The sequence below is a fragment of the Mycolicibacterium palauense genome (assembly GCF_002592005.1).
GTDB lineage: Bacteria > Actinomycetota > Actinomycetes > Mycobacteriales > Mycobacteriaceae > Mycobacterium > Mycobacterium palauense.
Window position 1 is genome coordinate 1 of the sequence record NZ_NVQF01000080.1, and the last position, 26,160, is coordinate 26,160.

At 67.7% G+C, this 26,160-nt stretch carries 28 protein-coding genes; 15 read left to right on the plus strand and 13 right to left on the minus strand.

Translation table 11 applies throughout. From position 1 onward, the window contains the following. Positions 1-81 precede the first annotated feature (81 nt). The 5 genes from CSR00_RS30815 to CSR00_RS23850 all read right to left on the minus strand — a co-directional run bounded on the left by CSR00_RS30815 (position 82) and on the right by CSR00_RS23850 (position 3,859). Positions 82-234, minus strand: coding sequence for a hypothetical protein (locus tag CSR00_RS30815; protein WP_176562228.1), 153 nt, complete (start codon positions 232-234; stop codon positions 82-84). 200 nt (positions 235-434) lie between these two features. Beyond that, entirely contained in the window at positions 435-1,100 is a 666-nt protein-coding gene (locus tag CSR00_RS23835) for a cyclase family protein (protein WP_099024891.1), read from the minus strand. A 130-nt stretch (positions 1,101-1,230) separates the two neighbouring features. Next, entirely contained in the window at positions 1,231-1,980 is a 750-nt protein-coding gene (locus CSR00_RS23840; RefSeq protein ID WP_099024892.1) for a class I SAM-dependent methyltransferase, read from the minus strand. A gap of 27 nt (positions 1,981-2,007) precedes the next feature. Continuing rightward, positions 2,008-2,427 (minus strand): PPOX class F420-dependent oxidoreductase, encoded by a 420-nt coding sequence (locus CSR00_RS23845; protein WP_099024893.1) that lies wholly within the window; start codon positions 2,425-2,427, stop codon positions 2,008-2,010. 157 nt (positions 2,428-2,584) lie between these two features. Continuing rightward, the gene (locus tag CSR00_RS23850; protein WP_099024894.1) at positions 2,585-3,859 is read right to left on the minus strand and encodes a PucR family transcriptional regulator; all 1,275 of its coding nucleotides are present in this window, start codon (positions 3,857-3,859) and stop codon (positions 2,585-2,587) included. 201 nt (positions 3,860-4,060) lie between these two features. Between CSR00_RS23850 and CSR00_RS23855 the strand changes: the two genes are divergently transcribed. Next, positions 4,061-5,830, plus strand: coding sequence for an FAD-dependent monooxygenase (locus CSR00_RS23855; RefSeq protein WP_099024914.1), 1,770 nt, complete (start codon positions 4,061-4,063; stop codon positions 5,828-5,830). Between the two features lie 17 nt (positions 5,831-5,847). Here CSR00_RS23855 and CSR00_RS23860 read toward each other — a convergent pair whose 3' ends face one another. The 5 genes from CSR00_RS23860 to CSR00_RS23880 form a co-directional block, all read right to left on the minus strand. Continuing rightward, positions 5,848-6,579 (minus strand): alpha/beta fold hydrolase, encoded by a 732-nt coding sequence (locus CSR00_RS23860; RefSeq protein ID WP_099024895.1) that lies wholly within the window; start codon positions 6,577-6,579, stop codon positions 5,848-5,850. A 197-nt stretch (positions 6,580-6,776) separates the two neighbouring features. Beyond that, positions 6,777-7,535, minus strand: a complete 759-nt coding sequence (locus CSR00_RS23865) for a Crp/Fnr family transcriptional regulator (protein WP_099024896.1) — start codon at positions 7,533-7,535, stop codon at positions 6,777-6,779. Positions 7,536-7,544: 9 nt separating this feature from the next. Further along, positions 7,545-8,381: an alpha/beta fold hydrolase gene (locus tag CSR00_RS23870; RefSeq protein WP_099024897.1), complete on the minus strand. Its 837-nt coding sequence runs from the start codon at positions 8,379-8,381 to the stop codon at positions 7,545-7,547. A gap of 20 nt (positions 8,382-8,401) precedes the next feature. Next, positions 8,402-9,592 (minus strand): LLM class flavin-dependent oxidoreductase, encoded by a 1,191-nt coding sequence (locus CSR00_RS23875; RefSeq protein ID WP_245906458.1) that lies wholly within the window; start codon positions 9,590-9,592, stop codon positions 8,402-8,404. Beyond that, positions 9,552-10,370, minus strand: coding sequence for an alpha/beta fold hydrolase (locus CSR00_RS23880; RefSeq protein ID WP_099024899.1), 819 nt, complete (start codon positions 10,368-10,370; stop codon positions 9,552-9,554). Before CSR00_RS23880 ends, CSR00_RS23875 begins: the two co-directional genes overlap by 41 nt. Positions 10,371-10,653: 283 nt before the next feature. Here CSR00_RS23880 and CSR00_RS23885 point away from each other — a divergent pair, with 283 nt between their 5' ends. Then, positions 10,654-11,745 carry a helix-turn-helix transcriptional regulator gene (locus tag CSR00_RS23885; protein WP_099024900.1) on the plus strand — a complete coding sequence of 364 codons (1,092 nt, stop codon included), beginning with the start codon at positions 10,654-10,656 and terminating at the stop codon, positions 11,743-11,745. Between the two features lie 73 nt (positions 11,746-11,818). Here the strand turns inward: CSR00_RS23885 and CSR00_RS23890 are convergent, their stop codons facing one another. After that, on the minus strand, positions 11,819-12,967 hold the full coding sequence (locus CSR00_RS23890) for an acyl-CoA dehydrogenase family protein (protein WP_176562230.1): 1,149 nt from the start codon (positions 12,965-12,967) through the stop codon (positions 11,819-11,821). A 241-nt stretch (positions 12,968-13,208) separates the two neighbouring features. Then, complete coding sequence (locus CSR00_RS23895) at positions 13,209-13,769, minus strand: TetR/AcrR family transcriptional regulator (RefSeq protein WP_099024902.1); 561 nt, start codon at positions 13,767-13,769, stop codon at positions 13,209-13,211. A 76-nt stretch (positions 13,770-13,845) separates the two neighbouring features. On the opposite strand from CSR00_RS23895, the gene CSR00_RS23900 reads away from it, so the two are divergent. Both CSR00_RS23900 and CSR00_RS23905 read left to right on the plus strand, forming a co-directional pair. After that, positions 13,846-15,042, plus strand: coding sequence for an FAD-dependent monooxygenase (locus tag CSR00_RS23900; RefSeq protein WP_245906460.1), 1,197 nt, complete (start codon positions 13,846-13,848; stop codon positions 15,040-15,042). A 94-nt stretch (positions 15,043-15,136) separates the two neighbouring features. Further along, on the plus strand, positions 15,137-15,331 hold the full coding sequence (locus tag CSR00_RS23905) for a ferredoxin (protein WP_099024904.1): 195 nt from the start codon (positions 15,137-15,139) through the stop codon (positions 15,329-15,331). Here the strand turns inward: CSR00_RS23905 and CSR00_RS23910 are convergent. After that, entirely contained in the window at positions 15,324-15,998 is a 675-nt protein-coding gene (locus CSR00_RS23910; RefSeq protein ID WP_176562231.1) for a response regulator transcription factor, read from the minus strand. The genes CSR00_RS23905 and CSR00_RS23910 overlap by 8 nt on opposite strands. A gap of 36 nt (positions 15,999-16,034) precedes the next feature. Here CSR00_RS23910 and CSR00_RS23915 point away from each other — a divergent pair, with 36 nt between their 5' ends. The 11 genes from CSR00_RS23915 to CSR00_RS30330 all read left to right on the plus strand — a co-directional run bounded on the left by CSR00_RS23915 (position 16,035) and on the right by CSR00_RS30330 (position 26,105). After that, positions 16,035-17,330: a sensor histidine kinase gene (locus CSR00_RS23915; RefSeq protein ID WP_099024916.1), complete on the plus strand. Its 1,296-nt coding sequence runs from the start codon at positions 16,035-16,037 to the stop codon at positions 17,328-17,330. 152 nt (positions 17,331-17,482) lie between these two features. After that, entirely contained in the window at positions 17,483-18,754 is a 1,272-nt protein-coding gene (locus CSR00_RS23920; protein ID WP_099024905.1) for a cytochrome P450, read from the plus strand. 117 nt (positions 18,755-18,871) lie between these two features. Then, entirely contained in the window at positions 18,872-19,543 is a 672-nt protein-coding gene (locus CSR00_RS23925) for a hypothetical protein (RefSeq protein WP_099024917.1), read from the plus strand. Continuing rightward, on the plus strand, positions 19,540-20,118 hold the full coding sequence (locus CSR00_RS23930; protein ID WP_099024906.1) for a cytochrome c oxidase subunit 3: 579 nt from the start codon (positions 19,540-19,542) through the stop codon (positions 20,116-20,118). The genes CSR00_RS23925 and CSR00_RS23930 overlap by 4 nt, the downstream gene beginning before the upstream one ends. Positions 20,119-20,124: 6 nt before the next feature. Continuing rightward, entirely contained in the window at positions 20,125-20,391 is a 267-nt protein-coding gene (locus CSR00_RS23935; protein ID WP_099024907.1) for a cytochrome C oxidase subunit IV family protein, read from the plus strand. Positions 20,392-21,050: 659 nt separating this feature from the next. Then, positions 21,051-22,163 carry a hypothetical protein gene (locus CSR00_RS23940; RefSeq protein ID WP_141564462.1) on the plus strand — a complete coding sequence of 371 codons (1,113 nt, stop codon included), beginning with the start codon at positions 21,051-21,053 and terminating at the stop codon, positions 22,161-22,163. 96 nt (positions 22,164-22,259) lie between these two features. Further along, positions 22,260-23,312 carry an alpha/beta fold hydrolase gene (locus CSR00_RS23945; protein WP_099024909.1) on the plus strand — a complete coding sequence of 351 codons (1,053 nt, stop codon included), beginning with the start codon at positions 22,260-22,262 and terminating at the stop codon, positions 23,310-23,312. A gap of 69 nt (positions 23,313-23,381) precedes the next feature. Further along, a complete protein-coding gene (locus CSR00_RS23950; RefSeq protein ID WP_099024910.1) occupies positions 23,382-24,077 on the plus strand; it encodes a class I SAM-dependent methyltransferase in 696 nt (231 codons plus the stop codon). 138 nt (positions 24,078-24,215) lie between these two features. Next, a complete protein-coding gene (locus CSR00_RS23955) occupies positions 24,216-24,557 on the plus strand; it encodes a hypothetical protein (protein WP_141564463.1) in 342 nt (113 codons plus the stop codon). Between the two features lie 4 nt (positions 24,558-24,561). Beyond that, positions 24,562-25,083, plus strand: a complete 522-nt coding sequence (locus tag CSR00_RS23960; RefSeq protein WP_141564464.1) for a hypothetical protein — start codon at positions 24,562-24,564, stop codon at positions 25,081-25,083. 530 nt (positions 25,084-25,613) lie between these two features. Continuing rightward, positions 25,614-26,105 carry a hypothetical protein gene (locus CSR00_RS30330; RefSeq protein ID WP_141564465.1) on the plus strand — a complete coding sequence of 164 codons (492 nt, stop codon included), beginning with the start codon at positions 25,614-25,616 and terminating at the stop codon, positions 26,103-26,105. Positions 26,106-26,160: the final 55 nt, after the last annotated feature.

Sequence of the window (26,160 nt, forward strand, 5' to 3'; positions counted from 1 at the left end):
CCTTCCCAACCAGCGCGCCAACGCCGGTCTTGATCAGAGAACCTTGGACTTCAGATCATCCTCGGGAAGGTGCGCCCACTTTCACGCCCCCACACCGAGGGTCATCCACAAGTTCTGATCATTGCTCCCGCCCATGGTCCATTCCTCGGTCCAGCTGTAGGTCGCGAAGTAGTCGGTACGCTGCCCGTCCCGACGCTGGATGGCATGGATCGCGAAGGGATGGTCGACGGACACGATGAGCCGGCCACCTCCCCGGCAAGCGCCAGGACGGCGGGCCGCTCGTAGTAGGCGTTCGCGATGCCGGTCTCGTTTTCGGCCGCGTACGCCTCGGCGAGAACGTCATAGTCGTTGGCGTGAGTACCGGGCGCGGGCTCAACGTGATCGGGCATGCCTACCATGCTCGACCCCGGAACACGGGGCGACAGCGGTGGGGGTCAGTCCGGGACGACTGCGTAGGCGCGGACCGGGAAGGTCCCGAATCCTTCGATGCGCGGTGGGGCCGCGGTGAATCGGGCTCCCCGGACCGGCACCGCGGCCAGATTCGTGAGGTGTTCGACCACGTGGATACCGCGACCCAGCAGCGTGGTGTGCACGGGCCGGCTGCCGGCCGCCGCGGGTCTGGTGTCGTCGATGTTGACCGAGTCGATACCGACCAGCGCCACCCCGCAGTCCGCGAGCCGTTCGGCGGCCCGTTCGGTGAGGTACGGCGCGTCGATGCCGTAGGTGGGGCTGCCGAAGTGCCGGTCCCAGCCGGTGTCGACCAGCACCGCGCTGCCCGCCTCGATGTCGTCGGGCAGGTCGGCGGCGTCGACGGCCCGCGCGGCGACATCGCGTCGGTGGACGACGATCGCCGGCAGATCCACCAGGGTGTTCAGGTCGAGACCGGCCAGGTCCGCACCCCCGCCGAACCGGTGAAACGGCGAGTCCAGATAGGTCCCCGTGTTGCCGATCATGGTGATCACGTCCATCGCGAACTCCGTGCCGGCGGCGTACACCTGGCGCGAAGCCTCGCGCGTGAGGTACGGAGTGATCGACGGTGCGGGCAACCCGGGATAGGTCACCATCCCCGCCCGGATCGAATGCGACAGATCGACGATCACAGCGCCTCCACTCCGTTGCCTCTACAGCGTTTGCCTCACCGCGTCCGTAGCGCGGCGTGGCCGCGCCGGCCCGGTCAAAGCTAGGCCGACCCGGTCAAAGCTAGGCCGACACGGTCAAAGCTAGTCGGTGCTAGTCGGTGCGGGTGGCGACCACGGCCCAGACCGGCCAGTGCAGGACCCCGTCCTCGAGGAGCGGTCCGATGACGTTGAGCCGATCCGCGACCGGCCTCATGCGTTCGCCGTACTGGCCGGCCTGGCCCTCCGTCATGTGTGCGAACGCCTCGGCGTTGAAGCGGTGCTGGAAGGTCGTCGTCCCGAGGTGATCGATGCGCCATCCGGCCGGCGCGAGCACCTTCTCGAAGTTGTCCGCGGGCAGTCCCTCGCCGGGGACACCGTTGAGGTTGTAGCGCCCGAACTCGAACATGAAGAGCCTGGCTCCCGGAGCGGTCACGCGATGCAGCGCCGCAGCATACGAGGACTGGGCCCGCTCGTCGTCGGCGAAGACGTGGTACACGGCGCTGTCCACGACCGTATCGAACTGGCCTGCCTCGAGGCCGTCCAGGGTCGTCACGTCGGCCACCCGGAAGTCGACCTCGACCCCGGCGCGTTCGGCGTTCAGTTCGGCACGCTCGATGGCCGCCGGCGACCTGTCCACACCGGTCACGCGGAATCCCTTGCGGGCATAGAGGATCGCGTTGTGGCCGGGCCCGGTGCCCGGGTCCAGGACCCTGCCCCGGATGGCGCCGTAGGCGACGAGTAGCTGCACTGCCGGTTGGGGCCCGCCGATGTCCCACGGGGTCAGGGGTGGCAGCCCGTTCACGGTCTGCCCGTCGCGGTACAGTTCCTCGAAACGCGCCTCAGTCGAAGTGTCGTCGGGCATTACGTCCTCGATTCGCTCGGCGCCCGGTCACGCGTCGGTGTCGTCGTCGGCCTCGCCGGTGGCCTCCGCGGCCGGTGCGACCTCGATACCGACGCGTTTGTCGAGGCCTCCGGCTGCCTTGGTGAACAACGCGTAGAGCCATCCGACCGGGCCGTATTGCCGACAGATCTCGCCGTAGACGCGCTCCGTTCCGGCCCGGTCCAGCAGCGTCGCGACCGCGGGCACGCTGTCACTGGTGGGATGACCCCGAAAGGTGCACGCGGCGACACGAATTCGTGGGTCACGTCGCAGTCGGCGGACCTTCCACGAGTCGCTGCCGGTGAACACGAGTAGTTTGCCGTTCACCGGTGCGCCGCGGATCGGTGTGGGCTTGGGCCGGCCGTCCTTGGTGAACGTCGTGAGCTGAACGTATTTGGACCGAATCACTTCGGCGAATGTCACGGCCATTCCTCGGCATCCTCCCGATTCCCGCTCGAACCGCGCCGCGTTGCGGCGTCCACGGACGACTCGTCGGCGCCGACTCGCCGCCCGGCCGGGCGCGGCACACCCGGCTACAGAAGTGTACGCCTGTTGCGTTTTCTGGATCGGTTGGCCCGTCCGGGCTTCACCCGGGCGCAGCGCCGGCAAGCCATTCCTGGATGGCCAGGGCCGCGCGCAGCTTGGTCGTGCTCGCGCTGGGTGGGTGTGCGCACATGGCCAGCGCCTGCTGGACCCGGTAGGTGACGGTGCTGCGGGAGATGTGCCGTTGCTCGGCGACGGCGCCCAGCCGATGATCGCATTCCAGATAGGTTCTGAGCGTGGCGCGCAGCTCTGCGATGCGCGGCTCCGCGCCGGCGAGCGGACCGAGGTAGTGGGTCGCGAACCGCTGAGCCGCGTCGGGGTCCATCAACAGCAGTGATTCCAGGTCGACGTCGTGGTGGGCCACGGTCGAAGCCCCTCCCCGTCCGGACATCGACTGCAGTTGTTCGACGGCCTTGGCGTCCAGGTGGGTCCGCCTGAATCCGTCGATCCCCGACCAGACCTCCCCCACGGCCACATTGATTCCCTCCTGCGTGGGAAGCGGGTGGGCGTCACGGCGGGGTGCCGACGGTCCGTAGGCGGCCCACGCCCACAGCGTGTGGCCCCCGACCGGGATGATCAGGGTGGCCTGTGGCCGTCCCCAATGGGTGAAGACAGGGTCCACGACCTTCCTGAGGTCGACGCGATCCCCTCCGGCGAGGGGATCACTGAAGGCGATCAGCGCCAGATGGACGGCGTTCAGCGGGTAGCCGAGCAGGCGGGTGGCCGCGCCCTCGTCCACCGGCTTGGCGTCGATCAGCGCTCGCGTCAGGTCCAGCCGGATGGCGGATGCGTCGGCTTCCTGAGCGCGCCGTTCGTCCATGAACGCGGTGGTGATGACGCTGGTGAACTCATCGACCATCTCCAGCATGAGGATGGAAACGCGGCGCAGTTCCTCCGTGCTGTTGCCGTGCTCGATGATGGCGTCGAGCAGCGCCGCGGCCAGCACGGTGAAGCCCACCCGGATCGATCGCAGGATGTCGTTGAGTTCGAGGCCGCGTTGGGCGAAATCCTGGGCCGTCTCCAGCGCCTCGGGGCTGACCAACGACGAGTCGAGATTGCGCGGGTCGGTGACCAGCGCGAGCGCCCGCAACGTGGTCGACGTCGTCGCGCGGCGCAACACGTTGAACTGTGCGGCCGCTTGAACGATCTCCGGAACCTCTGCGCTCATCTTCGCCGCGACGGCCTCACCGACTTCCGTCGCCCACGCGATCGCCCCCTCGCCGAGGCGGTCGCGTACCTGCGTGGCGTCGGGTCCGAGCCACTCGTGTTCGGATCCGAGTGGTTGGGTTCCGCGTAGGTTCCTGGCCCAATCCTGCATGACCCATTCTCTCGTGGACCGCGACGTTCACGGCGCCTGTTGGCTTGGAAGCCAAAAAGTGCCCGCAACTTTGCGTCGCAGGCGGTAGTCATCGCAGCCCCGGCGACGGTCAAATTGTGGCGCGAACCACATCGACGCGACCCGGAGTGCGTGGCCACGTGGCCGAACGGGAGAGCGCCGATGCCGAAACGGGAGAAAAAGATGTCTGTTCATGACCTCGACGTGCCGGTCCTGATCGTCGGCGGCGGTGCCTGCGGCCTGACGAGCTCGATCCTGCTATCCGATCTCGGTGTGCGGCATGTGTTGATCGAGCGCCACCCCGGCACCTCCATCCTGCCCAAGGCGCACTACCTGAGTCAGCGGACGATGGAGATCTACCGCCAGCACGGTGTCGCCGACGCGATCTTCGACGTCGCCGCGTCCCCCGAGCAGTTCGGCAACATCCTGTGGTTGACCTCGCTCGGCGGTGACGGCCCACTCGACCGCAAGGAGCTTCACCGCATGGACGCCTTCGGCGGCGGCGCCCTGCGCGAGAGCTACCAGGCCGACAGCCCCGTTCTGGGCGCCAACTACCCGCAGATTCGGCTGGAGCCGCTGCTTCGTGCCGAAGCCGAGAAGCGCGCCCCCGGCGCCGTCCGGTTCCACCACGACCTGCTGGACTGGACCCAGGACGAGTCGGGCGTCACCGCCACCGTGCTCGACCGCGACAGCGACGAGACGTTCACGGTGAAGGCGCGTTACGTGATCGCCGCCGACGGCGGCAAGACGGTGGGCCCGCGCCTGGGGGTCGCGATGGAGGGTTTCACCGACATCGTGGACATGGTGAGCACACACTTCAGCGCCGACCTGTCGGACTACTGGGAAGACGGCACGCTGATCACCTGGTTCATGAATCCCGAGGGCGAGAACTCCTGGGCCGCGGGAGCCCTCATCCAACAGGGACCGACCTGGGGTCGTCACTCGGAGGAGTGGATCGCCCACTTCGCGTTCCGCCCGGACGACCCCGAACGGTTCAACGAGGCCGCCATCGCGCCGCGCCTGCGTGAGCTGCTGCGACTGCCCGACCTGGAGATGGAGGTGCACAAGGTCAGCCACTGGATACTCGACTGCGTCATCGCCGACCGCTGGCGCCATCAGAACGTGTTCCTGGCCGGCGACGCCGCACACCGTCAGCCTCCGGCCTCCGGGCAGGGCATGAACTCCGGCATCCTCGACGCCCACAACCTCACCTGGAAGCTGGCGCAGGTGCTGTCGGGAGCGGCCGACGAGTCGCTGCTCGACAGCTACGAGGCCGAACGCAAGCCGGTGGCGACCGAGGTGGCGTTCTGGGCTCTAATGGCATTCAACTCGAAGTTCATCGGTGACGCCGGTGTCGGCCTGATACCGGGTGCTCCTTTGGAGGCCAATATCGCGGCGTTCTATGCCCTGTTCTCCGAGGGACTCATCGGCGAGGCGCTGCGCGCCCGCGCACACGAGGCCATCGGGATGCAGAAGGTGGAGTTCCAGACCCACGACGTCGAGTTCGGGCCCGGCTACCAGCAGGGCGCGCTGGTCCCCGACGGTACCGAGGCGCCGCCGCGCTGCGATGTCGGGCTGGTCTACACACCGACAACCCGGCCGGGACATCGCCTCCCGCACGCCTGGCTCGAGCACAATGGTGCACGGGTGTCGACCCACGACATCGTCGCCGGACACGGCGCCTTCGCCGTGATCACCGGCAGCGACGGGGCGGCCTGGGTCGATGCCGCGCGGGCGGTCGCGGCGAAGCTCGGCGTCGCGATCAACGTCGCACAGGTCGGCGTCGACCACCTCGACGCCGAGGGCAGCTGGGCCGAGCTGGCGCAGATCGACAGCGACGGCGCACTATTGGTGCGCCCCGACAACCACGTCGCCTGGCGGGCACGCACCATCGACGACAACCCGGAACTCAGCCTCGCCGACGCCCTGGCAGCGGTCATCGGCAAGGGTTGACGGCGGCTAACGCCGGGTCAGCGGCGTCGTGTCCACGCTCTGCGCCGGGTAGCGCTGCCCACGCCGGCAGCGAACTCGATCAGCACGGATGCGAGTTCGGCCGGGTGGGACAGGAACGGGGAGTGGCCGCCCGGCAGGACAGTCGGCTCGACCCGGAGCCGCGACCGGATGTACGTCTTGTGGGCTTCCGCATCGGCGGCCATGTAGTCCTCGTCCGTGAGGATCGCGGCAACCGGCACGTCGGGCAGCGCGGGGAGGAACTCGACGTCGGTGTAGACGACGGGCGCCAGCACCGTGAGCTGCTCGGTGGCCCATCTCTGCCGTTCAGGGTCGACGTCGTGGTAGAAAGCCGCAATCGCCATCTCCGGCGGACAGGTCGCTATCCCGGACTCGTCGAAGCTGACGCCCGCCCAGAAGTCCGGATTGACCAGCACGGCGTTGGTGTCCGCCTCCGCCTGGGTGGTGGGAGCGACCATCGAACACAGATAGCTCAGGCCGCCGACCTCGATCCGCTCCGCGACGTGCGGGACGATGAGGCCGGCCAGCGAGTGCCCGACGACGATCGGATGATCCAGCTCGCTTGCAGAGGCCGTCACCGCCTCGACGAAATCCCGCATTGCGGCCCCAGGGTCGTCGAGCGGTACCTCAGGTGCCGCGACGCGGTGACCGCGGCCCTCCAGTTCCTCTCGCAGGAATCGCCAGCACCAGGCACCGTGCAGCCCGCCGTGAACAAGTACGAAGTCCGACATTGTCGTCACAACCCGTCTATCTGGACCGGACGCAACCACCCGAGTCGTGGAAAATCAGCGGAAGGCTTTCTCCGGTCGCGAATCTACGACCCGGTCAGCCTGCAGCATTCGGTTGCCCGGGGGCCGTGACAAATGTTCCACCCGGCCGCCGCGTCAGAATTCTCCGGCCCGGCAGACCGGTTCGGCCGCCGCCGGCGTCAATCCGGATCGGACGCGATGCGGTGCAGTGCCGCGACGTCGCTGATCTCCAGGCCACTGGATGTCCGCGCCACGATCCCGTCGCCTTTGAGCGACCGGATGGCCCGGGCGACAACTTCTCTGACCGATCCGATCGAACTGGCGATCTCATCTTGGCTGACATGGACGAGGAACCGCCCGTTGTCGGACTCGGCGAGATCCAGCAGCTGATGGGCGACGCGGCGACGGATAGAACCGAAGACGTTGACGGCGAACAACTCCACCGTCTCCTCCGTCGAGCGAGCCAGATGGCACGCGATCAGGTACCCAAGTTGTGCGCTTTCCTGCAGTGCGCGGCGAAAAACCTCGGTGTCGAAGGCCCAATACTGCAGATCGGTGACCGCGTCGACCGTCACGACGGGCCGTCCGCCCAGAAGACCGGGAATGCCGAAGAGCTGCCCGCTGCCACCGAGCCGGATCGTGGCCGCACGGCCGTCCGGCGCCACCGCCTTGACGCGTGCCACCCCGTCCAGGACGAGAACGACCTGGATCGGGTCATGGAGTCCGTAGATGGTCTTCCCGGCAGAGATGTGTGCGACCCTGCCGCTCCTGATGAGAACGTCACGCTGGGAAGCAGGGAGCGTCCGCAGCGGCGACTCCTGCCACGCGCGTAACAGCGTCGTGTCACTTCCACCCCCGACCGGTGCCCTCCGCTGCACTTCGCTCAAGCCGGCGCCCTTCGCCTGAAGTGGTCTGCGGTCATCCACTCGGGTACGCATCTCGTCAGCCTAGAACCGCCCGCGGTATCGCCGGTTCAGAAAGGACACAACGTCCTTGACAAACCGCGGGCCCTGCTCCAACGGAGCGCCGTGCCCGCATTCGGGATAGACCAGCAACTCCGAGTCCGGGATCCGTTCGGCCAATTCGGCGGCGTACCCGGGCTCACGCAGCGGATCATTCTCACCGGCCACCACCAGCGTCGGCACGCGAATCCGCTCGTACACGGTGTTGTCCGCGGTGCCGAAATCAACCGATTCCTGCCCCGGGGGCCGGACTCGCGCGGCCGCAACGGCCGCCCACGCGCCCGGTTCGAGACTGAGGCGGTGGCGCCAGGCGACATACTCCTCATCCGAGGACCACCGGTCGGAATACAGGGCCGTTCGCAGCATCTTCGCCATGCCGGCCGGCGTCAGGTCGTAGTCCTGCAGTGCCTGACGTGCCGCATTGAGAGGGGCGAATCCCCCGCCGTGCGCGAGAACCGCGAGGCTGGCCGGCAACAACGGGTCGGGGCGTGCCAGCGCGCGCGCGAGAAGCGTGCCACCCATCGAGAATCCGATCATCGCCGGTGTCCCCAGCTCCAACGCGGCAACGGTCGCCCTCATGTGCGCCAGCCGGCGGCCATGCGGATCGGCGAAATCGACAACCTTGTCCGAGCCACCGAAACCCAGCCAATCGGGAGCGATCACCCGATATCCGCTCTGTGCGAGCGGCTCGATCACCTCATGCCATGACGTCTCCGCGGACGCCCCGAAGTCACCGGCGTGCAGCAGGACGACCGGCGCACCCCTCCCGAGTTCCAGGTAGTGCGTACGGAGGCCGTCAACCGTGATCGTCGTGCGCGCCACTCCGCTGAGGTCAGGGACAGTCACTCGCCGAGGCCCTCGAGTTTCGGCATGACCTCCGAGGCGAACAGCTCGATGCCGCGAGAGGTCTCATCGTGGTCAAGGTGGCCGCCCTGACCCATGATCAGAAGGTTCCCGAATCCGCCCACCGCGTCGTGCATCCGCTCGATCTGCGCGCGAACGGTATCCGGAGCGCCGGCGAGCACCATGCCCTGATCGATGAGGTCCGGCAGTTTCATCTGACGGATCTTGTCCACTTCGTTGACCCGCTGCTGTGTCATGGCGCCGGCTCGAACGAAGTACGGTACGTAACCCGGCGGGTTCTTATGCTCGAAGGGCACCTTGTTGGCACGCAGGTACCACAAGTTCTTCTCGGCTCCGGCGAAACCCTCCTCGTCGGTGCGACCGACATAGACGATCGCCGAGTAGGCGAGTCGGTCCGGCCCCGACGACGTCCCCACTTCCTGCGCGCGCCGACGGTAGGCGTCGAAGATCTTCCTGGTGACCTCGTTGCCGTTGAGGAACGTGGCCAAGACGTGGCCCCGCTCGGCGATGCCGCCCGCGCTGCCCGCGTTGAGCGTGCTCACCCACACCGGCGGCCGCGGCTGCTGATAGGGCCGGGGCCAGATGTTGACGTTCCTGTGGTGGAAGAACTCGCCTTCCCAGTTGAACGGCCCGTCGTGGGTTGTCCAGGCCTTCAGAATCAGGTCGTGAGCTTCCCACATGCGTTCGCTCATCCGGACCGGCTTGCTGTTGGTCGCCAACACCTCGTACGGGACGCCACGGACGAGGCCGACCTCCAGTCGTCCCTTGCTCAGCACGTCGACGAGGGCCATCTCCGCGGCGACCCGCACGGGATCAGGGCGGTTGGCCACGGGATTACCCAGCAGCAGCAACCGCGCGCGTGTCGTCGTTCGTGCGAGCGCCGCAGTGATGATCGGACCGGCGGGATCCAGACACGTGGTCGTCTGATGGTGCTCGTTCACCATGATGTTCAGTCCGACCTCGTCGGCCAGTTGCCACTCCCGTAGGTAGCGGTCCCATAGTCCAGCGGCTCTATCGGGGTCCATCAGGCCATTGGGCAAGTTCACCCGGACGGATTCGTACTCGCTCTCGGGCGGCAGGAACGGGTAGGGCGTCTCCGTGAAGTACCAGAACTTCATGCTGTCCCCTTCAGCTGGCGCGTTTCGATGCGCCGCGGACGTCGGCGGCAAACTGCGTGATCAGACCGGCGACCTGCTCGGCGGCCTCGATCTGCGGGCGATGCCCGGCGTCTTCGATCACCTCGAATCGCGCGGCGCCCAGCGACTCGGCGTAGGCGCGGCCGTAGTCGATATCGACGATGCCGTCGTGGGCGCCCCACACCACCAGGCTCGGCAGTGACACCGAACCCAGCTTTCGCCGCAGCTTGGGATCGTGCATATAGGGCTGCCAGCCGTAATGGACCAGGGCTTCCTCATTGCGCGCCAGGCGCAGTGCGCTGTCCTGGCAGCCTCGCGCTGCCACGTAGTCCCGGAACTCGGGCCGGTGGTAGACCAACTCGTCGAGGCGCTCGTGGGAGGTGGCGAACACGTCGGCGATGTCGCGCTCGTCCCGGCCGCCCACCTTGATGCCCAGCGGATCGACAAGAACGAGTTGATCGATGCGCCCGCACGCGCGGGTCGCCATCTCGGCGGCGACCCAGCCACCGAACTGAAGGCCGATGAGCAGAACGTGCTCCAGGCCGAGCGCGTGGATCCAGCGCAGATAGTGGAACGCGAGATCGCCGACCGAGTCACACCACTCCGGACGCGGCGACAGGTCAAAGCCCGGATGGCTGGGTGCAATCACGTCGAATGATGTCGCGAGTTCCTCGATGAATCCGCCGTTCGCCTGGATGCCCTCGGCTCCATGCAGCAGGAACACGGGCCGCCCGTGGCCACGTCTGATGACATCGAGTACGACATCGTCGACGGTGACGTGGCCCGTCGTGTGGTCAATGAGAGTGAGCATCAATACCTCTTTTGATGGTCGGCTCCTGCGCTGGGCAGGATCGTCGTCAGTTCACCACCGGCGTCGGGGACGGTCTGTGACTTGAGTCGTGTGCCCGGGCCCGAACACGGCAACCGCCGCGAGGCGGTCGACGATCCCGTCGGCGGTTGCGTCCCGCCGAATGGTTTTCTCACGGGAAGACCCGCTCAGCGCACTATCCTGAGGTTCCCGGCGTCGCGCATCGCCGAACGGTCAGGGTGCGACAACAACCGCTGGTGCCCGGCTATTTGTGTGTGAGGTTGGCATGGAGATCGTTGTGTTCGACAGGCAGCATCCGGTCTCCGGCAAGACTTCGGTACCGCCTCACGGCGGGGCGGTCGAACGCGCGCTGGCCACAGGCGATGCGTTGTTCCCGGACCACGACGCGGCCGCGGACACCCGTTCGCCGTCGCAGATGCTGTCCAGTCTGCATCAGGCGACCCTCAGGGCCCTATCCGAAGCCGCCCTATCCGCAGCCCAGAAAGGCGGGCCGGCGGGCAATCGGGACAGACTGCCGCGGCTCGTGTCGTTCCTCGATGACCTGTGGCGTGCCTCCGAAGAACTCCGGCTGTCCCCGTCGCGGAACAGTCGGCCATCTGCTGCGATCGCAGACCTGCTGCGTGCCACCGACGTCGAGGATCTGTTGCGCAGAACGGGGCCCGTCGTTCACGCCCTGGGATTCACCCGTGTCGGCCTCGGGTTCGTCGACAAGCACAAATGGTCCCTCCGAAAGACGTTCATCGCCGGCGCACCCGGTCTGGCGGAGCAGGTGACGGAGATGAGCCAGCGCGAGCCGCACGAACTGTCGCCGCGGCGATTCGAAACCGAGGTCGTCACCCGGATGCACGGGGTGCTGGTTCACAATGTGGAGCCGTACCTGGAGCGGACGGACGGGCGGATCGTCCGCGCCCTGGAGGCGACATCGGGCGCGGCTGCGCCGATCATCGCCGGAGATTCGGTGATCGGAACCGTGCATGCAGATCTGACGACAACCCCCGTCAGCCAGTTGCACGACCGCGCCCGCGCGCTCTGCGAGTTCGCCACCATGTACGGCGTGGTCCTGCAGAACGTGATGCTCACGTCCGCGATCACGGACTTTCAGCGTCGGCTTGGTGCCGGGCTCTTCGCGGAGGTTCCTGGGACGCCGCGGCGGCCCACCGAGATTCGCGAACAGCTCTCCCGCCGGGAAGCCGACGTGCTGGAGTTGATGTCGCTGGGATACACCAACGACAGGATCGCCGAGGAACTCGGCATCGCGACCGGGACGGTCAAGTCGCACGTCAAGCGAATCCTGCGGAAGCTCCGGGTGGAAAACCGCGCGTCCGCGATCGCGCAGTACGCGCGACGTGCGGTCTAGACCGTACGGCAGGGCATTGCACGGCATGGCACCGTATGGCGAGGCTGGGGCCTCGCCATACGGCCGGGCCGACTCACTCGAAGATCGTCACCGGGTCGAGGCCGAACAGGACGCGGCCATAGGACTCCAGCATGCTGGTGACGTTGATACCGGCGTGCATGGACAGCGCCTGCATATCCCTGAACAGCAGTTGTGTCAGGGAGTCCGAGCGGATGGATGACGCACCGCTTTCGGCCGACACGATCTGCACCGCGCTGCGCGCAAGTTCGGTGGAATACCCGCCGTTGGCGCGAATGCGTTGGCGCTGCAGACGGTCCGGGAGGCGCCCCTCCGACGTCATCCGCCACACCTCGTCGGCCAGGTTCGACACCAGCTGCTGCGCGGCGTCGATTCGCACGGCGGCTTCGGCCGCCGCGAAGTGCGCCGACGCCACCAACCGTTGGTCGGCATGTGTGGTGTAGGTGATCGGGCGTCCCTTGACGCGCTCGCTGAAGAGCTCCAGGGCCCATCGGGCGATGCCCGGCGGAACGGAGACGCTGGTGACGACGAAGACCGGCCATGTCGGGAGATCGAACAGCGGAGTCTCGTAGCTGGAGTGGGTGTCCTCGGACGTGCCTGCCATGAACGACGCCACGTCGATCACCCTGTCCGGCGGGACCAGGACGTCGGAAGCGATCGTGGTGCAGCTGCCGGTGCCGCGCAAACCATAAGTGTGCCAGTCGTCTTCGATCGTCAGACTCGACATCGGCACGGCACACAGCTTCAGCTGGTTCGGCGGCGGCGCGCTCGGATCGCGGGCGATCACCAGGTCCCAGTGCGCGTGCAGGCACCCGGTGTTGTACGGCCACCGACCATTGAGGAGGTAGCTTCCGCCCTTCTTCTCCAGCGTCGCCAGCGGTGTGAAGCTGCCGCAGACCCGCACATCGGGAGTCGAGAAGATCTCCTCCTGCGCGGAGGCGGGAAGGTGCCCGGCCATCCATCCGCTCACGGCGGCGGTCGCCGAGACCCACCCGGTCGACGGACAGCCACTACCGAGTTCGGTGAGGACTCGGCTCATGGTCGGAAGGTCCAGTTCATAACCGCCGTACGCGCGGGGTATCAGCGATCGATAGAAGCCGATGCTCGTCAGTGCCTCGATGTTCTCCTCGGTCAGCCGACGGTCGTGATCGACGCGCATGGCGTTCTCGCGCAGCTTCGGCACCAGCGCGGCGGCAGCCTTCACGGGGTCTTCTGACGCCAGAGTCGCCGTCGTTGAGGCGGGCCGACCGGTTGTGCTGGTCTCTTTTTCTCCGACGGTCTCGGTCATGGTGGTACCTCCAGATTTCGCGAACGTGCCCGACGGTGGGCGCGGCCGAAGCGTATGACCCACACCACAACGGCCTCGGCGCTCTATCACCTTGGAGGTAGCTCCCGCTGTCCCGATTGGGGTAGTCGGGGCCTGTCGACGCGGCGCCGGCCGCACCTCATCCGACGGCGGCGGCGATGACGAGTTCGGCCGCCGCGTCGACGCGTGACCTGTCCCTGGTGACAAGACCGTCCTGACACAGTCCCCGAAGTCCCGAGACGACCAGCGTTGCACGCACCCTTGCGTCCTCCGGTTCTCGACCCAGCCCGACCAGCGCCTCGGTGATCGGTTCGAGCATCACGGTCACGGCATTGCTGGCGTAGGGCTGATAGGTGTCGGGGTCGGTGGTCGCAAGGCTCAGCACCTGCAGCATCAGCCCGACGGTTCGGCGCTGCCTGCCCCGGGTGATGGCCCGCCACAGCGACCTCGCCGCCGCGACGAACTCGTCCTCGGTGGTGACCCCGTCGAACATCTCGCCGACGTTCGGGCGGCTGGCCTCGAATGCCTGCGCAAGCAGCTCACCGCGATCGCCGAAGTAGTACAGCAGCATGCGCTTGCTGGTACCGAGGGCCTCGGCCATCGGAGCCAGTGACATGTCGCTGATTCCCCGCGTCTCGAGATAGGCGACGACTGCCCGCAACAATTCCGCTCGCTTGACGGGATCGGCGGTGCGCGGCACCCCTTGAATGTATCGATCGGTACGCTTATGGTCAATTATGTGCCGATCGGTACAGTTATTCGACCAGGGAGACCACGTGAGGAATGACAACCGGCCGCTTCGGGTGGCGATCGTCGGGGCCGGCATCGGCGGTCTAACGGCCGCCATCGCCCTGCGTGCCCGCGGCGTGGACGCGCGCGTCTACGAACAGGCACCGCAACTCCGGGCACTCGGCGCGGGCGTTGCCATCGCCCCCAACGGGGCCCGGATCCTGACCCGCCTCGGTCTGGCCGACCGGCTGGAAGCGGTCGCGGGTCCCATTTCGCACTTCGTGTTCCGCAGCTGGCAGGGCGAGCCGATCGCCGGCGAACCGTCCACCTTGTCGTTCGGCAATCCGGCGCACATGTGGTTCCTGCACCGCGGCGAATTCCAGCGCGTGCTCTCCGACGCGCTCCCGGCCGACGCGATCACGCTGGGGCGCGCCGCGGTAGGCGCGACCGAGCACGGCGACGGCGTCACGCTTCGGTTCGGCGACGGCAGCACCGCCGATGCCGACGTGCTCGTGGCCGCCGACGGTATCCACTCGCGGTTGCAGAGCGCGGTCACCGCGCCGGCCGAACCGGTCAGTGAGGGAATCATGGCCTACCGCGGGCTCATTCCGGCCGACCGGCTGACCGACGTCGCGCCCGTGGGCGACATGAGCGCCTCGGCGATGTGGATGGGACCCGAGCGCAGTTTTCTGGTCTACCCCGTCTCGGCGGGACGTCTGCTCAACGTGGTGGCCTTCACGCCGACCAACCTCGACGTACTCGAGTCATGGACCGCGCCGGGCGACCCCGCCGAACTCGCGGCGTCCTACCAGGGTTGGGACCAGCCCGTCCTCGACATCATCGGCGCGATGGACGAGACGTTTCGGTGGGGCATCTACGATCGCGAACCGCTGCCGCGGTGGTCGAGCGAACGGATCACGCTGCTCGGGGACTCCGCCCATGCGGTCGTTCCACACCTGGGGCAGGGCGCCAACCAGGCGATCGAGGACGCCGTGACACTCGCGGTGCTGCTCGACAATTGCACACCGGCGGACGTGTCGACTCGGTTGCGGCTCTACCAGGACCTCCGATCGGCGCGCACTCGACGCGTTCGCGAGGCCGCCCGGGCGGTGGGCCGCATCTACCGCTCTGCCGACTCGGCCGCGCTCGATCGGGCCCGCCGGATCAACGCCCTCCTCGATGACCTCGGTGTCAACACCTATGACGCCGAACGCGCCGCCGAGGATGCCCTCGCCGCAGCGTAGCGAACACACGCTGGTGGGCGCGCCTGGCCCGTGCGGGCCACAACTGGCGCGGACGGCCCGTCCGCAGCGGATGTCGTGGCCCGATACTGGCGCCATGAACATCACCGTCGACTACGACCTGTGCGAGGGTCACGGGCAGTGCCTGATGGCCGCACCGGATCTCTTTGACGTCTCCGACGACACCGGAAAGGTCGTGGTACTCAACGCGGAGCCGGCCGAGTCCGAGCGCGACCGCGCAACCCGTGCCGCCGCCGCCTGCCCGGCTCAGGCGATTCGAATCCTTAACTGACCCCGTCCGTTTCGGCCAGATCATCGAGAAGGCCGAAACGCCCGGCCATCGCCGCGGCGGCGACCCGGTTGGTGACGCCGAGCTTGTGCAGCAGCGCGGCGACCATCCGTTTGGCGGTGCGCTCCGAGACCAGCATCCGTGCGGCGATGTCGCCGGTCTCCATCCCGGTGGCCAGCAGGGCCCACAGCCGCAGATCCTGCGCGCTCAGGCTGTCCAGCAGCGCCGGGGGGGCCTTGCGGGTGTTGCTCAGCAGCGCGTCCAGCAGCGTGCCGTCGATGACCCGCAGACCCTCGGCGATGGTCCACAGCGGTCCGGCCAGCGCCTCGGGGCGCGCCGTCTTGGGGAGGAACCCGTCGGCTCCGGCCCGCAGTGCCTCCTCGGCCAGGCCGAGATCCTCGGTGCCCGACAGGGCGAGAATGCGCGTCCTGGGCCGGCGCGCCTTGATGTGCCGAATCGCGGCCACCCCACCCAGCGGCGGCATGGACAGGTCGATGATCGCCACGTCGGCGTCGCAGCGCGCGACCAGGTCCGCGGCCTCCTCGACGTAGGTGGTCTGACCGCAGACGGTGAACAGTTCCCCCCATTCGCGTGTCAGCAGCAGGGTCAGGCCCTCCGCAAACAGTTGGTGATCGTCGACGATCACGACGACGTACGGCTTGGCGGTCATTGCCGCGATGCTAGCCCGAACTCTATGGTCAGCCTGATGAGACAGCGGGATCGCGCCACCTCGCTCGAGGACTGGAGCGGCGACGATTACGGGCTGGCCCGAACGGTGGTCGCGGTTCGGGTAGCGGTGGTGGCCTCGATCGGGGTGCTGCTGGCGATCGGGCCGGATTGGCTTCGCCAACACGTCGCGGTCACCGTCGCGATCCTGGTGATCGGCATGATCTATGCGGTCATCCTGATGGCCAACCCCCAGCTCGAGGTGCGCCGCACCAGGTACGCGTGGGTGGTCACGGCGTTGGACTCGATGTTCGTGCTGGCCACCACCGCGCTGACGGGCGGGCTGCACAGCCCGGTGGCGTCGGTGCTGATCCTGCTGGTCGTCGCCTCGGCGGCGCGGCTGTCGTTCATCGAGACCCTGGCGCTGTCGGTGCTGCTGGGCGCCGCCTATGTCGTCATCGCGCTGCGTCCCGCACCGGTCGCGGTCGCGCCCACGCCGCTGCTTCAGGGTGGCTGGACCGCGCTGTATCTGGTGCTCACCGCGATCCTGACCGCGGGCCTGTCGACCCTGGCCGAACGCGAACACCGCTCTCGGGTCAGGGCGCTGGTGGAAGCGGAGGCCGAACATGCCGCCGCCGAGGAGGAGCGCGACCTGCGGGCCCGTCTGCTGCGGTCCTACGAGTCACAGCAGGACGGCCTGCAGGTCCTGCTGCACGAATTCCGCACCCCCGTAGCGTCGTTGGAGGCGCTGACCGAGGCGCTGACCGCGCCGAAACCGATGCGGCCCGCCGACCGCGATGCCAGCCTGGAGCTGGCGGCCCGCCATGTGCACCATCTCGCCGACATGCTCGACGCGCTGTCGGATGTGGCGCTGAGCCGACGGCCGACGTTCTCCGACGGCCGGGTCCGCCGGCTCGACGTCGCCGAGCTCGTCACCGCGGCGGCGGCCTCGGTCGGACTGACCCCACCGCGGCTGCGCCTGACCGTCGGCCCGGGGATGGACGCGGTGCTCGTCAACGCCCAGGGCCTGCGTCGCGTAATCACCAACCTGGTGGAAAACGCGGCCCGGCACGGCCGTGACGCCCCGGTCGATGTGACCTGCACACGCGACGGCGGCGAGTTGGTCATCACCGTCGGTGACCGTGGCCCCGGCATCCCCGATGAGAGCCTCGGCGAGCTGACCGCGAAGTTCGTCAGTGTGGGCGGCCAGCGCGGCACCGCCGGGCTGGGTCTGTGGATCGTGCAGCAGATCGTCGAGGCCATGGGCGGTCGGGTGGACTTCGCCGCCCGCGACGGCGGGGGGCTCTCAGCGACGTTTCGCACCCCGGTGCGCTGACCGGCCGGGCCGGCGGCCTGGCCCGCGCGGGCCAGCAGTTGGCACGTCTGGCGGTCCCGCACCGCCACCGTGGTGGCGAGCATGGGTTCAACGCCTCAGTGACGCGCACCACAGCCATGCGTCCACCGGCGGTGACGAGAGGACCACACACCATGACCGCACCCACCACCGAGACCACCTACGGCGACATCGACCTGGCCGACCGGGCGTTCTGGGCCAAGTCGCCCGAACACCGCCACGAGGCGTTCGCCGTCCTGCGCCGGGAGAGGCCCGTGTCGTGGAGCCGGCCCGCCGAGTCCTATCTGCTGCCGCCCGAGCTGAACACCGGCGGGTTCTGGTCGTTGACCAAGCACGAGGACGTCCGGTGGGCCAGTCGCCACCCGGAGATCTTCTCGTCGGCGCGCGGTGTCGTGATGGAGGACTTCCCGCCGGACATGACCGAGGTCGTGTCGTCGTTCATCGCGATGGACCCCCCTCGCCACACCCAGCTGCGCGGGATCGCGATGGAGGCGTTCAAGCCGAAGAACATCCGGCGCCTGCAGGACTGGATCCGCGGTCACGCCCGTGAGGTGATCGACGAGGTCGCCCCGCTCGGCGAGGGTGATTTCGTCCGGATGGTGGCCGCCCAGCTGCCCGGGCGGGTCTATGGCACTTTCTTCGGGATCGAGGGCGAGCTGCGCGAGCGCGCCATCGACGCCGCGGAGCGGCTGGTGGCCTGGACGGATCCGGAGATGCGTGGCGACAAGTCCGAACTGGAGATGTTCAGCGGTGCGGTCTTCGAGCTGCACGAGATCGCCGCGCAGCTGATTCCCGAGCGGCGGGCCAACCCCGGTGACGACCTGCTGACCTGGATGGTGCAGGCCGAGTTCGAGGGCAAGAAGATGACCGACGACGAGCTGAAGGCGTTCTTCGTGCTGTTCGCCGTCGCCAGCAACGACACCACCCGCCACGCCTCGGGACACGCCATCCTCAACCTGTCCAAATACCCCGATCAGCGGGCGCTGCTGGTCGAGGACGTGGAGGGCCGGGTCGACGGCGCCGTCGAGGAGGTGCTGCGCTTCTCCCCACCGGGGTTGCACATGCGCCGCACCGCCGCCCAGGACGTGACGCTGCGTGACGCCGAGATCAAGGCCGGCGACAAGGTGGTGCTCTGGTACTACTCGGCCAACCGTGATGAGGACATGTTCGACAACCCGGGGGCGTTCAACATCCTGCGCAACCCCAACCCGCACATCTCCTTCGGCGGCGGCGGCCCGCACTACTGCATCGGCGCCGCGCTGGCCCGCACGATGCTGCGCTCGCTGCTCACCGAGGTCTACACCCGCATCCCCGACATCTCCGCACCGGAACCCAGCCTGGCCGTGACCAACTGGGTCAACGCCATCAACCGGCTGCCGGCCACCTGGACGCCCGAACGCCGCTGACGGGGGCGCTACCCGAGCAGTCGGCCGGGCCCGATGACCACAGGACGATCGAAAGGTGCGAGTGTGGCAGCTCTGGATTTGCGGTTGCAGCGGATCGGCGCCTGGTGCGGGACGGTCATGATCGTCCTCTACGGCGCCTCCGTCTTCGGGCTCGGCAGACTGTTTCCCCCGCTGTCGCCGACATCGTCGGCCGAGGAGATCGCCGGGTTCCTGGTCGACCACAAGATCGTGGTGCGGCTGGGGATAGCCGGAGCGCTGTCCACCGCGGCGATCGCGTTTCCGTTCCTGGCCACCCTCGTGCTGCGGATCCGCCGGGCCGAGGGGCGTTTCGGCGTGCTGTCGATCACCCAGCTCCTGGCCTCCGCGGTGTACGTCCCGGCGTTGATGTACCCGCTGACCGTGTTAGCTGCCGCGGCCTTTCGGCCCGACACCCGCCCCGCCGAGATCACCCTGGCGCTCAGTGACGTGTTCTGGCTGATGTTCATCGGTATCGTCGGCACGCTGGTCACCCAGAACATCACGCTGGCCGTCGCCACGTTCGCCGACACCGCCACGCCGGCCACCTTCCCGCGCTGGTACGGCTACTACAACCTGTGGGCCGCCATCCTGCAGTTGCCCGGCTGCGTCGTGGTGGTGTTCAACGACGGGCCACTGGCCTGGAACGGCATCTTCGCCTTCTACATCCCCGGTGCCGTGGCGATTGCCGTGTGGCCGGTCGTCAGCACCTACGTCCTGCTGGGCAGCATCCGTGCCGAGGAAGAGACCGCCGAACCCGCCGCCGCCGCGTGAAAACGGCTGCGGCACCGGTCGACCGGCGCATCCCCGGCGAGCAGGGCACCTGGGTGTTCCTGCTCGGGGACCTCGTCGTGTTCGCGGTCTTCTTCGCCACGTTCCTGGTCGAGCGGGCCAAGGCGCCCGAGGTTTTCGACGCCGCGCGGCGCACCCTGCACGCCGGGATCGGTCTGACCAACACCCTGGTGCTGCTGACCAGCTCACTGTGTGTGGTGGTCGCGCTCGGCGCGCTCCGCGACGGCGCCCGCGGCCTGGCAGGCCGTGCCGTGCAGGCCGCCATCGGCTGCGGTCTGCTGTTCGTGACGTTCAAGATCGTCGAGTACGTGTCGCTGGGCCGCAGCGGTTACGGTCCCGGCGCCAACGACTTCTACCTGTACTACGTGATCCTCACCGGGCTGCACCTGCTGCACGTGTGCCTGGGCATCGCGGTGCTGAGCTTCGTCTTCACCCAGACCCGGCGCGTGGAACTGAGCCCCACCCGCATGGCGCTGGTCGAGGGCGGCGCATGCTTCTGGCACGTGGTGGACCTGCTGTGGATCGTCCTGTTCCCGCTGCTGTACCTGGTGAGCTGAGAACCGTTGCCGTTCCAGTACCTTCGTAACCGTGCCGGTCTGAGCTGGCTGATCCTGGTCGCCGCGACCCTGATCTCCTGGGCCGTCGGGGCGGACCACGGCACCGGCGCCCTCGTGGTGGTGGTCGTGCTGGCGATCGCCGCGGCCAAGATCCGACTGGTCGGTCTCGACTTCATGGAGCTGCGCCACGCCCCGATCCCGCTGCGGGCGGTGTTCGAAACCTACTGCGTGACGTTGTGGGCGTTGCTGTCGGGACTGTATCTCTGGCTGTAGCCGCCTGATCGCGCCACCTGCGGCGGCGACGTCGTTCAGTCGCCGCCCGGCCCGGAGTCACCGCGGCCACGCGCCGGCCGGTGCCGGACCCTGCCGCTCGACTCGGCGTTCGATCCCCGCGGGCCGCGTTCACGTCGTGCGCCGGGTGGCCGGCCGAAGCCTCGATGTAGCGCATGACCTCTCCCGACCCCACGTGCTCAGCAAACACCTTGAATTCACCACCTCACACACCCTCGGAGCAATGGGTGAAATCCCTTGTTTGCTGAAATACGGCACGCACCGCTTGGCTGCCTCCCATCCCATTTGCTGATATCGAGGCCCCGCCGTCTCCGGCTTTCTCGAAGAGAAGCCGACCGCCGGAATCGGCAACGGCGCACACCGTCGCGGAAGACAAGGGTATTCCCTGATTGCCAGCGGTCCCGCAGGGGCGGGAGGCTGTGCAGTACCCACCCGGTCTCTCTGCAAGGGAAATGAACATGAGTCAGTCCACAACCAGTCATTCCCGTCGCGGGGTCATGCCGGTCGTCGCGCTGTTGGGCGCGGCCACCATCGCGGCCACTCCGCTGGCGGCGCCACCGTCGGAGGCGCCGCTGCGTTCCAGCCATCAGGCGGTCGCGTTGACGGCGAACCCGACCGCGTTTCAGGTCTACGCCCGCGGGGTGGTGCAGGCGACCTACAGCAACACCCTCATCGATTTGGGTGACGGGGCGCTGTCGGCCTTCAGCCTGATCACCTACCCGCGAAACGCCTACCTCTCCTATCAGGCGGCGATCGACGACGGCGACACCGAGCTCGCCCGCGCCGTTGTGCGGAAAGCACTCACGGAACCGGTCGAGGCCGCTCTGGAGGCACCCGTGCGGTTCGTCACCGAGTACGCCCTACCGGTGCTGGCCTCACTGACCGTCTACCCCGTGGCCAATGCCACGCTGGCGACCCTCTACGCCCTGCGCGACGTGGGCGAGGCCATCGCCGATGCCAACCTCGTCGACATCGTCAATGCCGTGCTCTCCATTCCGGGCAAGATCATCACCGGCGTCGTCAACGGTTTCGTCGACTGGGACAACTACGACGCCGCGACATCGGGCGGATTCCCCCCGACCGATCCCACCGCGTTCCCCTCCCTGCTGGCCAACGGCGCCGATCCGGAGAACGGCCACTTCAACGGCGGCTTCCTGCCGCTGCTGGTTGACTTCTTCAACGAGTCGGTGCCGGTGTGGCGGCCGCCCACCACGTCATCCGACGTCAGCCCCGCCACCGACAGTGAGATCGCCCCGGCCTCTGACACGGTGGCCGAGATCGCCCCTGACACCGCGACCGAGACCACCCCCGAGACCACGGACGAGGTCGCGAACCTCAGTGCGTCGGCACCGATCGCCCCCGCGCCTGCACCGGCACAGGGCGACGAACCGGACGAGCAACAGGACGTGGCCGCGGGGACCGCGGAGGCCGCGCAGAGCGGCAATCCACCGGCCGACACCGAGCTTGATTCCACACCTGATTCCACTGTGCCTGATTCCACCGTGCCTGATTCCACCGTGTCTGACCGCGACGCACGCGTCGCAGCGCGCAAGGCCGCGCGCGAGGAAAGAACGGAGCGGATCGCCGAGAAGAAGTCCCGCGCCGCAGAACGGCGGGCCGACGCGCGCGAGGACAGGGCCGAGCGGATCGCGAGCAATCGGGCCCGGGTCGAGGAACGGGGCTCCGATCGGCGCGACCCAGCTGGCAAGCAGGACCGGCCTTCGTCCTCTGCATCGTCCGCATCGTCCGGCTGACGCCAGAGGCACAGCGGGTTGTCAGCTTGTCCCACGGTGGCACGGCTTCCCGTCGTCGGGCACCGGTGTGGTTCAGGCCGTCGTACGCTCTGGGCGATGTCCGACAAATCCGAGATCCGCTTCCTGCCGTTGGGGGCGCGTCGGCTGGCCTACGAGGTGCGCGGAGACGGGCCGCCGCTGGTCGCACCTGCCTGGTGGGTCAGCCATCTCGAGCTCGACTGGCAGACCCCGGGTGTACGTCGGTTCTGGGAAGGCGTCGCGGAGAACCGCACGCTGATCCGCTACGACCGGCTCGGGGTGGGAATGTCGGATCACGACATCACCGAATCCGATCTGACACTCGACGGTGAAATCGCGATGCTGCGGGCGCTGCTCGACGAACTCGAGCTGGAACGGGTCTCGCTGATCGGCGGCTCGTCGGGTGGCTGCACCGCCGTGGCCTTCGCCGCGGCGTTCCCGGAGCGGGTCGATCAGCTGGTGTTGTACGGCTGCTACTCCCGGGGCGACGAACTGACCGCTCCCGGTGTGGCCGACGCGATCGTGGCCGCGGTGAAAGCGCATTGGGGCCTGGGCTCCCGCCTGCTCAGCGACATTTTTCTCGGCAACACCGGCCCCGACGACCACGAACGCTTCGCACGGTTGCAGCGCGAATCGGCCACCGCGGACACCGCGGCAGCCCTGCTGCGGCTGGTGTACCGCCTGGATGTGCGGGCGTGCCTTCCCCTTGTCCACCAACCGACTCTGGTCGTGCACCGCCGCGCCGACCGCGCGGTTCCGTATGCGCTCGGACGTGACGTCGCGGCCGCCATATCGGGCGCCACGTTTACTCCCCTACAGGGTGATTCACACTTCCCGTGGCACGGTGACGTCGACGCTGTGGTGCGGGCGTGCCGCCGGGCGTTCGAACCGCAGCGGCCCGCATCGCGGCCCGACGACACCGTGACGGTGCCGCTGTCGGGTCGCGAACGCGAGATTCTCGGATACGTCGCCCGCGGTCTCGGTGATCGCGAGATCGCCGAGCAGCTGCAGCTCAGCCCCCACACGGTGCACCGTCACGTCGCCAACATCCGCCGCAAGCTGGGCAGCGCCTCCCGGACCGCCGCCGTCGCGGAGGCCGCGCGGCTGGGCCTGCTGCAGGAATGGCCGTAACCGGCCACTGACAGAAAATGGCCGCGTTGAGCGATGCGCGCCACCTGCACCAGATCCTAGGTTCGCGGCATGACCGAGATTGCCGACACGTCCACCGACGAAATCCGCGACACCAGCGCGTCCAGTCCGTGGCTGCGGGTGATGGCGCTGCTCTACGACCCCTTCCTGTGGCTCGGCGAGATCGCCGGGATGCGCCGACGCCGGCGCCGGTTGCTGGTCGAGGCACGCGGATACGTCGTTGAAATCGGCGCCGGGACAGGGCTGAACCTCGCGCACTATCCCGGCGTCGTCGATGACCTCGTGCTCACCGAACCCGACGCGGCGATGCGCCACACACTCGCTCGGCGCCTGCACGGCCGGGGCCGGAGCGCGCGCATCGTCGACGCGCCCGCCGAGCATCTCCCCCTGGCCGACGCGTCGGTGGACACCGTCGTCGCGACTCTCGTGCTGTGCACGGTTGCGGACCCCGAAGTCGCGCTGCGGGAGATTGCGCGGGTGCTGCGACCGGGCGGGCAGCTGCTGTTCATCGAGCACATCCGCGCGAGTTCCCGATTCCTCGCGGCGCTCCAGGTCTGCCTGCTCCGGCCGTGGCGGGGCTTCGCCGGGGGGTGCGTGTGCACCCGACCAACTGTCGAGCTGATGCGGGCTTGCGGGTATACCGTCGAGGCCGAAAGTGCGGTGTGGCACGGGATGCCGGCGATCGTCCATCCGCTCGCGATCGGGCGGGCCACCTTGAGCACCCGCCGCGAGGTTCACCGTTTCTGAAGGCTCGTCCGGTTCGCCGAGTCCACCCATCCACCGATTTCCTCGGCGACGGCGGCCCAGGCGGCGCCGGCGGTGTGGGAGTCAATGGGTTCTTGTTCGGTGACTGGACGTTCCAGCCGTTGACCATAGACTGACTGTGTGGGGGTATTGAATGTTTGCGGCGAGGGCCTGCACATGCTGGCTGGGCAGGGCTCGGCGGACGCTTCGCAGTTAGCCATCCGTGTTCCTGCCGGGGCGGCTGCGCCTTCGACCCAAGCAACAGCATCGGCTGTCGCCAGTGCCCAGGCTGCCATCGGCGCCACGCCGGCGGCCCTGGCGGGCCGCGTTTACGCCACCGGCGACAAGCTGGTCGCCGCCATCGTGGACCAACACGGGCTGGGTTGGAACAACTTCCGAAACGATTGGATGCCCGACGGCGAAGGGTTCACCGGCGGGAACGCCTCGGTCGAGTTCGTCCACCTGACCTACCCTGGGGAGTGACCGAATGGCAAGCAGTGCTCGAATAGCGGTCATCGCAGCCGGAATGGTCGGCGGCATCGTGGTAATCGCAGCTGCCGGCTGGTTTTGGTACTGGCATACCGTCGACACAAACCCCAGTGGTGGTCACAATTCGTACGGCATGCGCGACTACACCCCCGAAGAGCAGAAGAAGGCCGCCGAGAGTCTCGTCGCAGGACTCAACACCCACGATCTCGACAAGGTCGAGCTTCTCCGATTCCGCAACTACCCTCACCAAGAGATTGCCGAGAAGGCAATCGATGAGAACATCGTCGCGGCTCTGCCCCCACCAGACTGCCGATACGTCCTCGACGGTGTCGAAGACAAAGGCGAGCAAGACCCCGCCGCGGCACCGTGGTATCAGCCGGAACACGCATGGGGCTTCGACATGAAACTCCAGCAACGCTGCCCCGGACAACAACCGACACCACGAACCATCCGGGTCATCGCCATTCCGTCCGGAATGGGCGGCTACTGGGCCGAAGCAGCCTTCAAGGAAGAGCCGTAGGCGGAAACCCGCAACGCCGTCGCCGGGCGCCCCGTCGGCGCTGGGCCGACGCAAGGGTCAGCGCGGCGCCGGTGGCCTGGACTCGTCCTGCTAGCACCGTCACCGTTGCCCCGGCCGCGGTATGCAGGCCGCTGACCGTCGTGCCGGTCACCTGCGCTGGTGGTGCCACCGCCGCGCTCGGAGTCTCGGTGGCTAACCCCGACGCATCGTCTGAGTACTGACCAGCGAGTATGCTCAAGCCTGCGCCGCAAATATCCAAAGTCGCTACACCGCCAGTCTAGGAGAAGCGCACGCAACGTCCAGTCACGACAACAGGCCGCCGCTCCGAGCCGCCTGTCTCGTTCTAGAGAAACGAGACAGACCCAAACCCAAGTGGTCCGCCCAACTCTGCGCAGTCCCAGGTCGTGCCGCCTCATTTCTTGTCTCACACCGCGTGTCTTAGATCCTCTACATTGGAGGCGAGTGGGACAGTCACCAAATGTGAGCGCAAGCAAGCGGGCCGCAGCAGGTCCCACTAGGCGGTCGTCAGTATGACCTCCGGCCAGCAACCCGACGATTTCTCGACGAATCTAGTCAATTGGATATTCGAGTGGTTCGTCGAGCCGGAGATCACCCGTCGTGGCCTTGCGCTGGACCGGGAAGAGGTCCGAAAGGTCGTGGTCGAGCTAAACCCCGACCGACCACACCCCTTGGTGCGTCTCAATGATCAGGCCAAGATCGTGGCAGAAGTCCGCGTTTCCCGTGACATCGCCGAAGGCGAGGAGGTGACGGCTGCAGACATCAATGGGGTCCACAGTGTCGAACCCGAAGGCATAGGCCCCAACAGCGGATACGTCTGCTTCGCGGTCATCAACGGTCATCAATGCATCAAGTTCGACTTCCGCTACAACAAGGAACGCGTGGCTCGGCTACTTACCCGAGCACGACAGTTCTTCGACACCGCCGCGGACGAGAAATTGTCAATTCCTGTGGATCGGGGTGTTTCAGGCGACCTCCGTTCCGGTGTGCTCGTCGTCGTTTGAGGGCGGTGTCGGTGGGGTGATGTCGGTGGGCCGTTCGAGCAGTTTGCCTTTGTGG

Excerpts from the sequence above, each read along its gene's own strand:
- CSR00_RS23840 (WP_099024892.1), bottom strand. The coding sequence starts at position 1,980 with ATGCCCGACGACACTTCGACTGAGGCGCGTTTCGAGGAACTGTACCGC.
- CSR00_RS23845 (WP_099024893.1), bottom strand. The coding sequence starts at position 2,427 with ATGGCCGTGACATTCGCCGAAGTGATTCGGTCCAAATACGTTCAGCTC.
- CSR00_RS23850 (WP_099024894.1), bottom strand. The coding sequence starts at position 3,859 with ATGCAGGATTGGGCCAGGAACCTACGCGGAACCCAACCACTCGGATCC.
- CSR00_RS23855 (WP_099024914.1), top strand. The coding sequence starts at position 4,061 with ATGTCTGTTCATGACCTCGACGTGCCGGTCCTGATCGTCGGCGGCGGT.
- CSR00_RS23860 (WP_099024895.1), bottom strand. The coding sequence starts at position 6,579 with ATGTCGGACTTCGTACTTGTTCACGGCGGGCTGCACGGTGCCTGGTGC.
- CSR00_RS23865 (WP_099024896.1), bottom strand. The coding sequence starts at position 7,535 with ATGCGTACCCGAGTGGATGACCGCAGACCACTTCAGGCGAAGGGCGCC.
- CSR00_RS23880 (WP_099024899.1), bottom strand. The coding sequence starts at position 10,370 with ATGCTCACTCTCATTGACCACACGACGGGCCACGTCACCGTCGACGAT.
- CSR00_RS23885 (WP_099024900.1), top strand. The coding sequence starts at position 10,654 with ATGGAGATCGTTGTGTTCGACAGGCAGCATCCGGTCTCCGGCAAGACT.
- CSR00_RS23905 (WP_099024904.1), top strand. The coding sequence starts at position 15,137 with ATGAACATCACCGTCGACTACGACCTGTGCGAGGGTCACGGGCAGTGC.
- CSR00_RS23910 (WP_176562231.1), bottom strand. The coding sequence starts at position 15,998 with ATGACCGCCAAGCCGTACGTCGTCGTGATCGTCGACGATCACCAACTG.
- CSR00_RS23915 (WP_099024916.1), top strand. The coding sequence starts at position 16,035 with ATGAGACAGCGGGATCGCGCCACCTCGCTCGAGGACTGGAGCGGCGAC.
- CSR00_RS23920 (WP_099024905.1), top strand. The coding sequence starts at position 17,483 with ATGACCGCACCCACCACCGAGACCACCTACGGCGACATCGACCTGGCC.
- CSR00_RS23925 (WP_099024917.1), top strand. The coding sequence starts at position 18,872 with ATGATCGTCCTCTACGGCGCCTCCGTCTTCGGGCTCGGCAGACTGTTT.
- CSR00_RS23945 (WP_099024909.1), top strand. The coding sequence starts at position 22,260 with ATGTCCGACAAATCCGAGATCCGCTTCCTGCCGTTGGGGGCGCGTCGG.
- CSR00_RS23950 (WP_099024910.1), top strand. The coding sequence starts at position 23,382 with ATGACCGAGATTGCCGACACGTCCACCGACGAAATCCGCGACACCAGC.
- CSR00_RS23960 (WP_141564464.1), top strand. The coding sequence starts at position 24,562 with ATGGCAAGCAGTGCTCGAATAGCGGTCATCGCAGCCGGAATGGTCGGC.
- CSR00_RS30330 (WP_141564465.1), top strand. The coding sequence starts at position 25,614 with ATGACCTCCGGCCAGCAACCCGACGATTTCTCGACGAATCTAGTCAAT.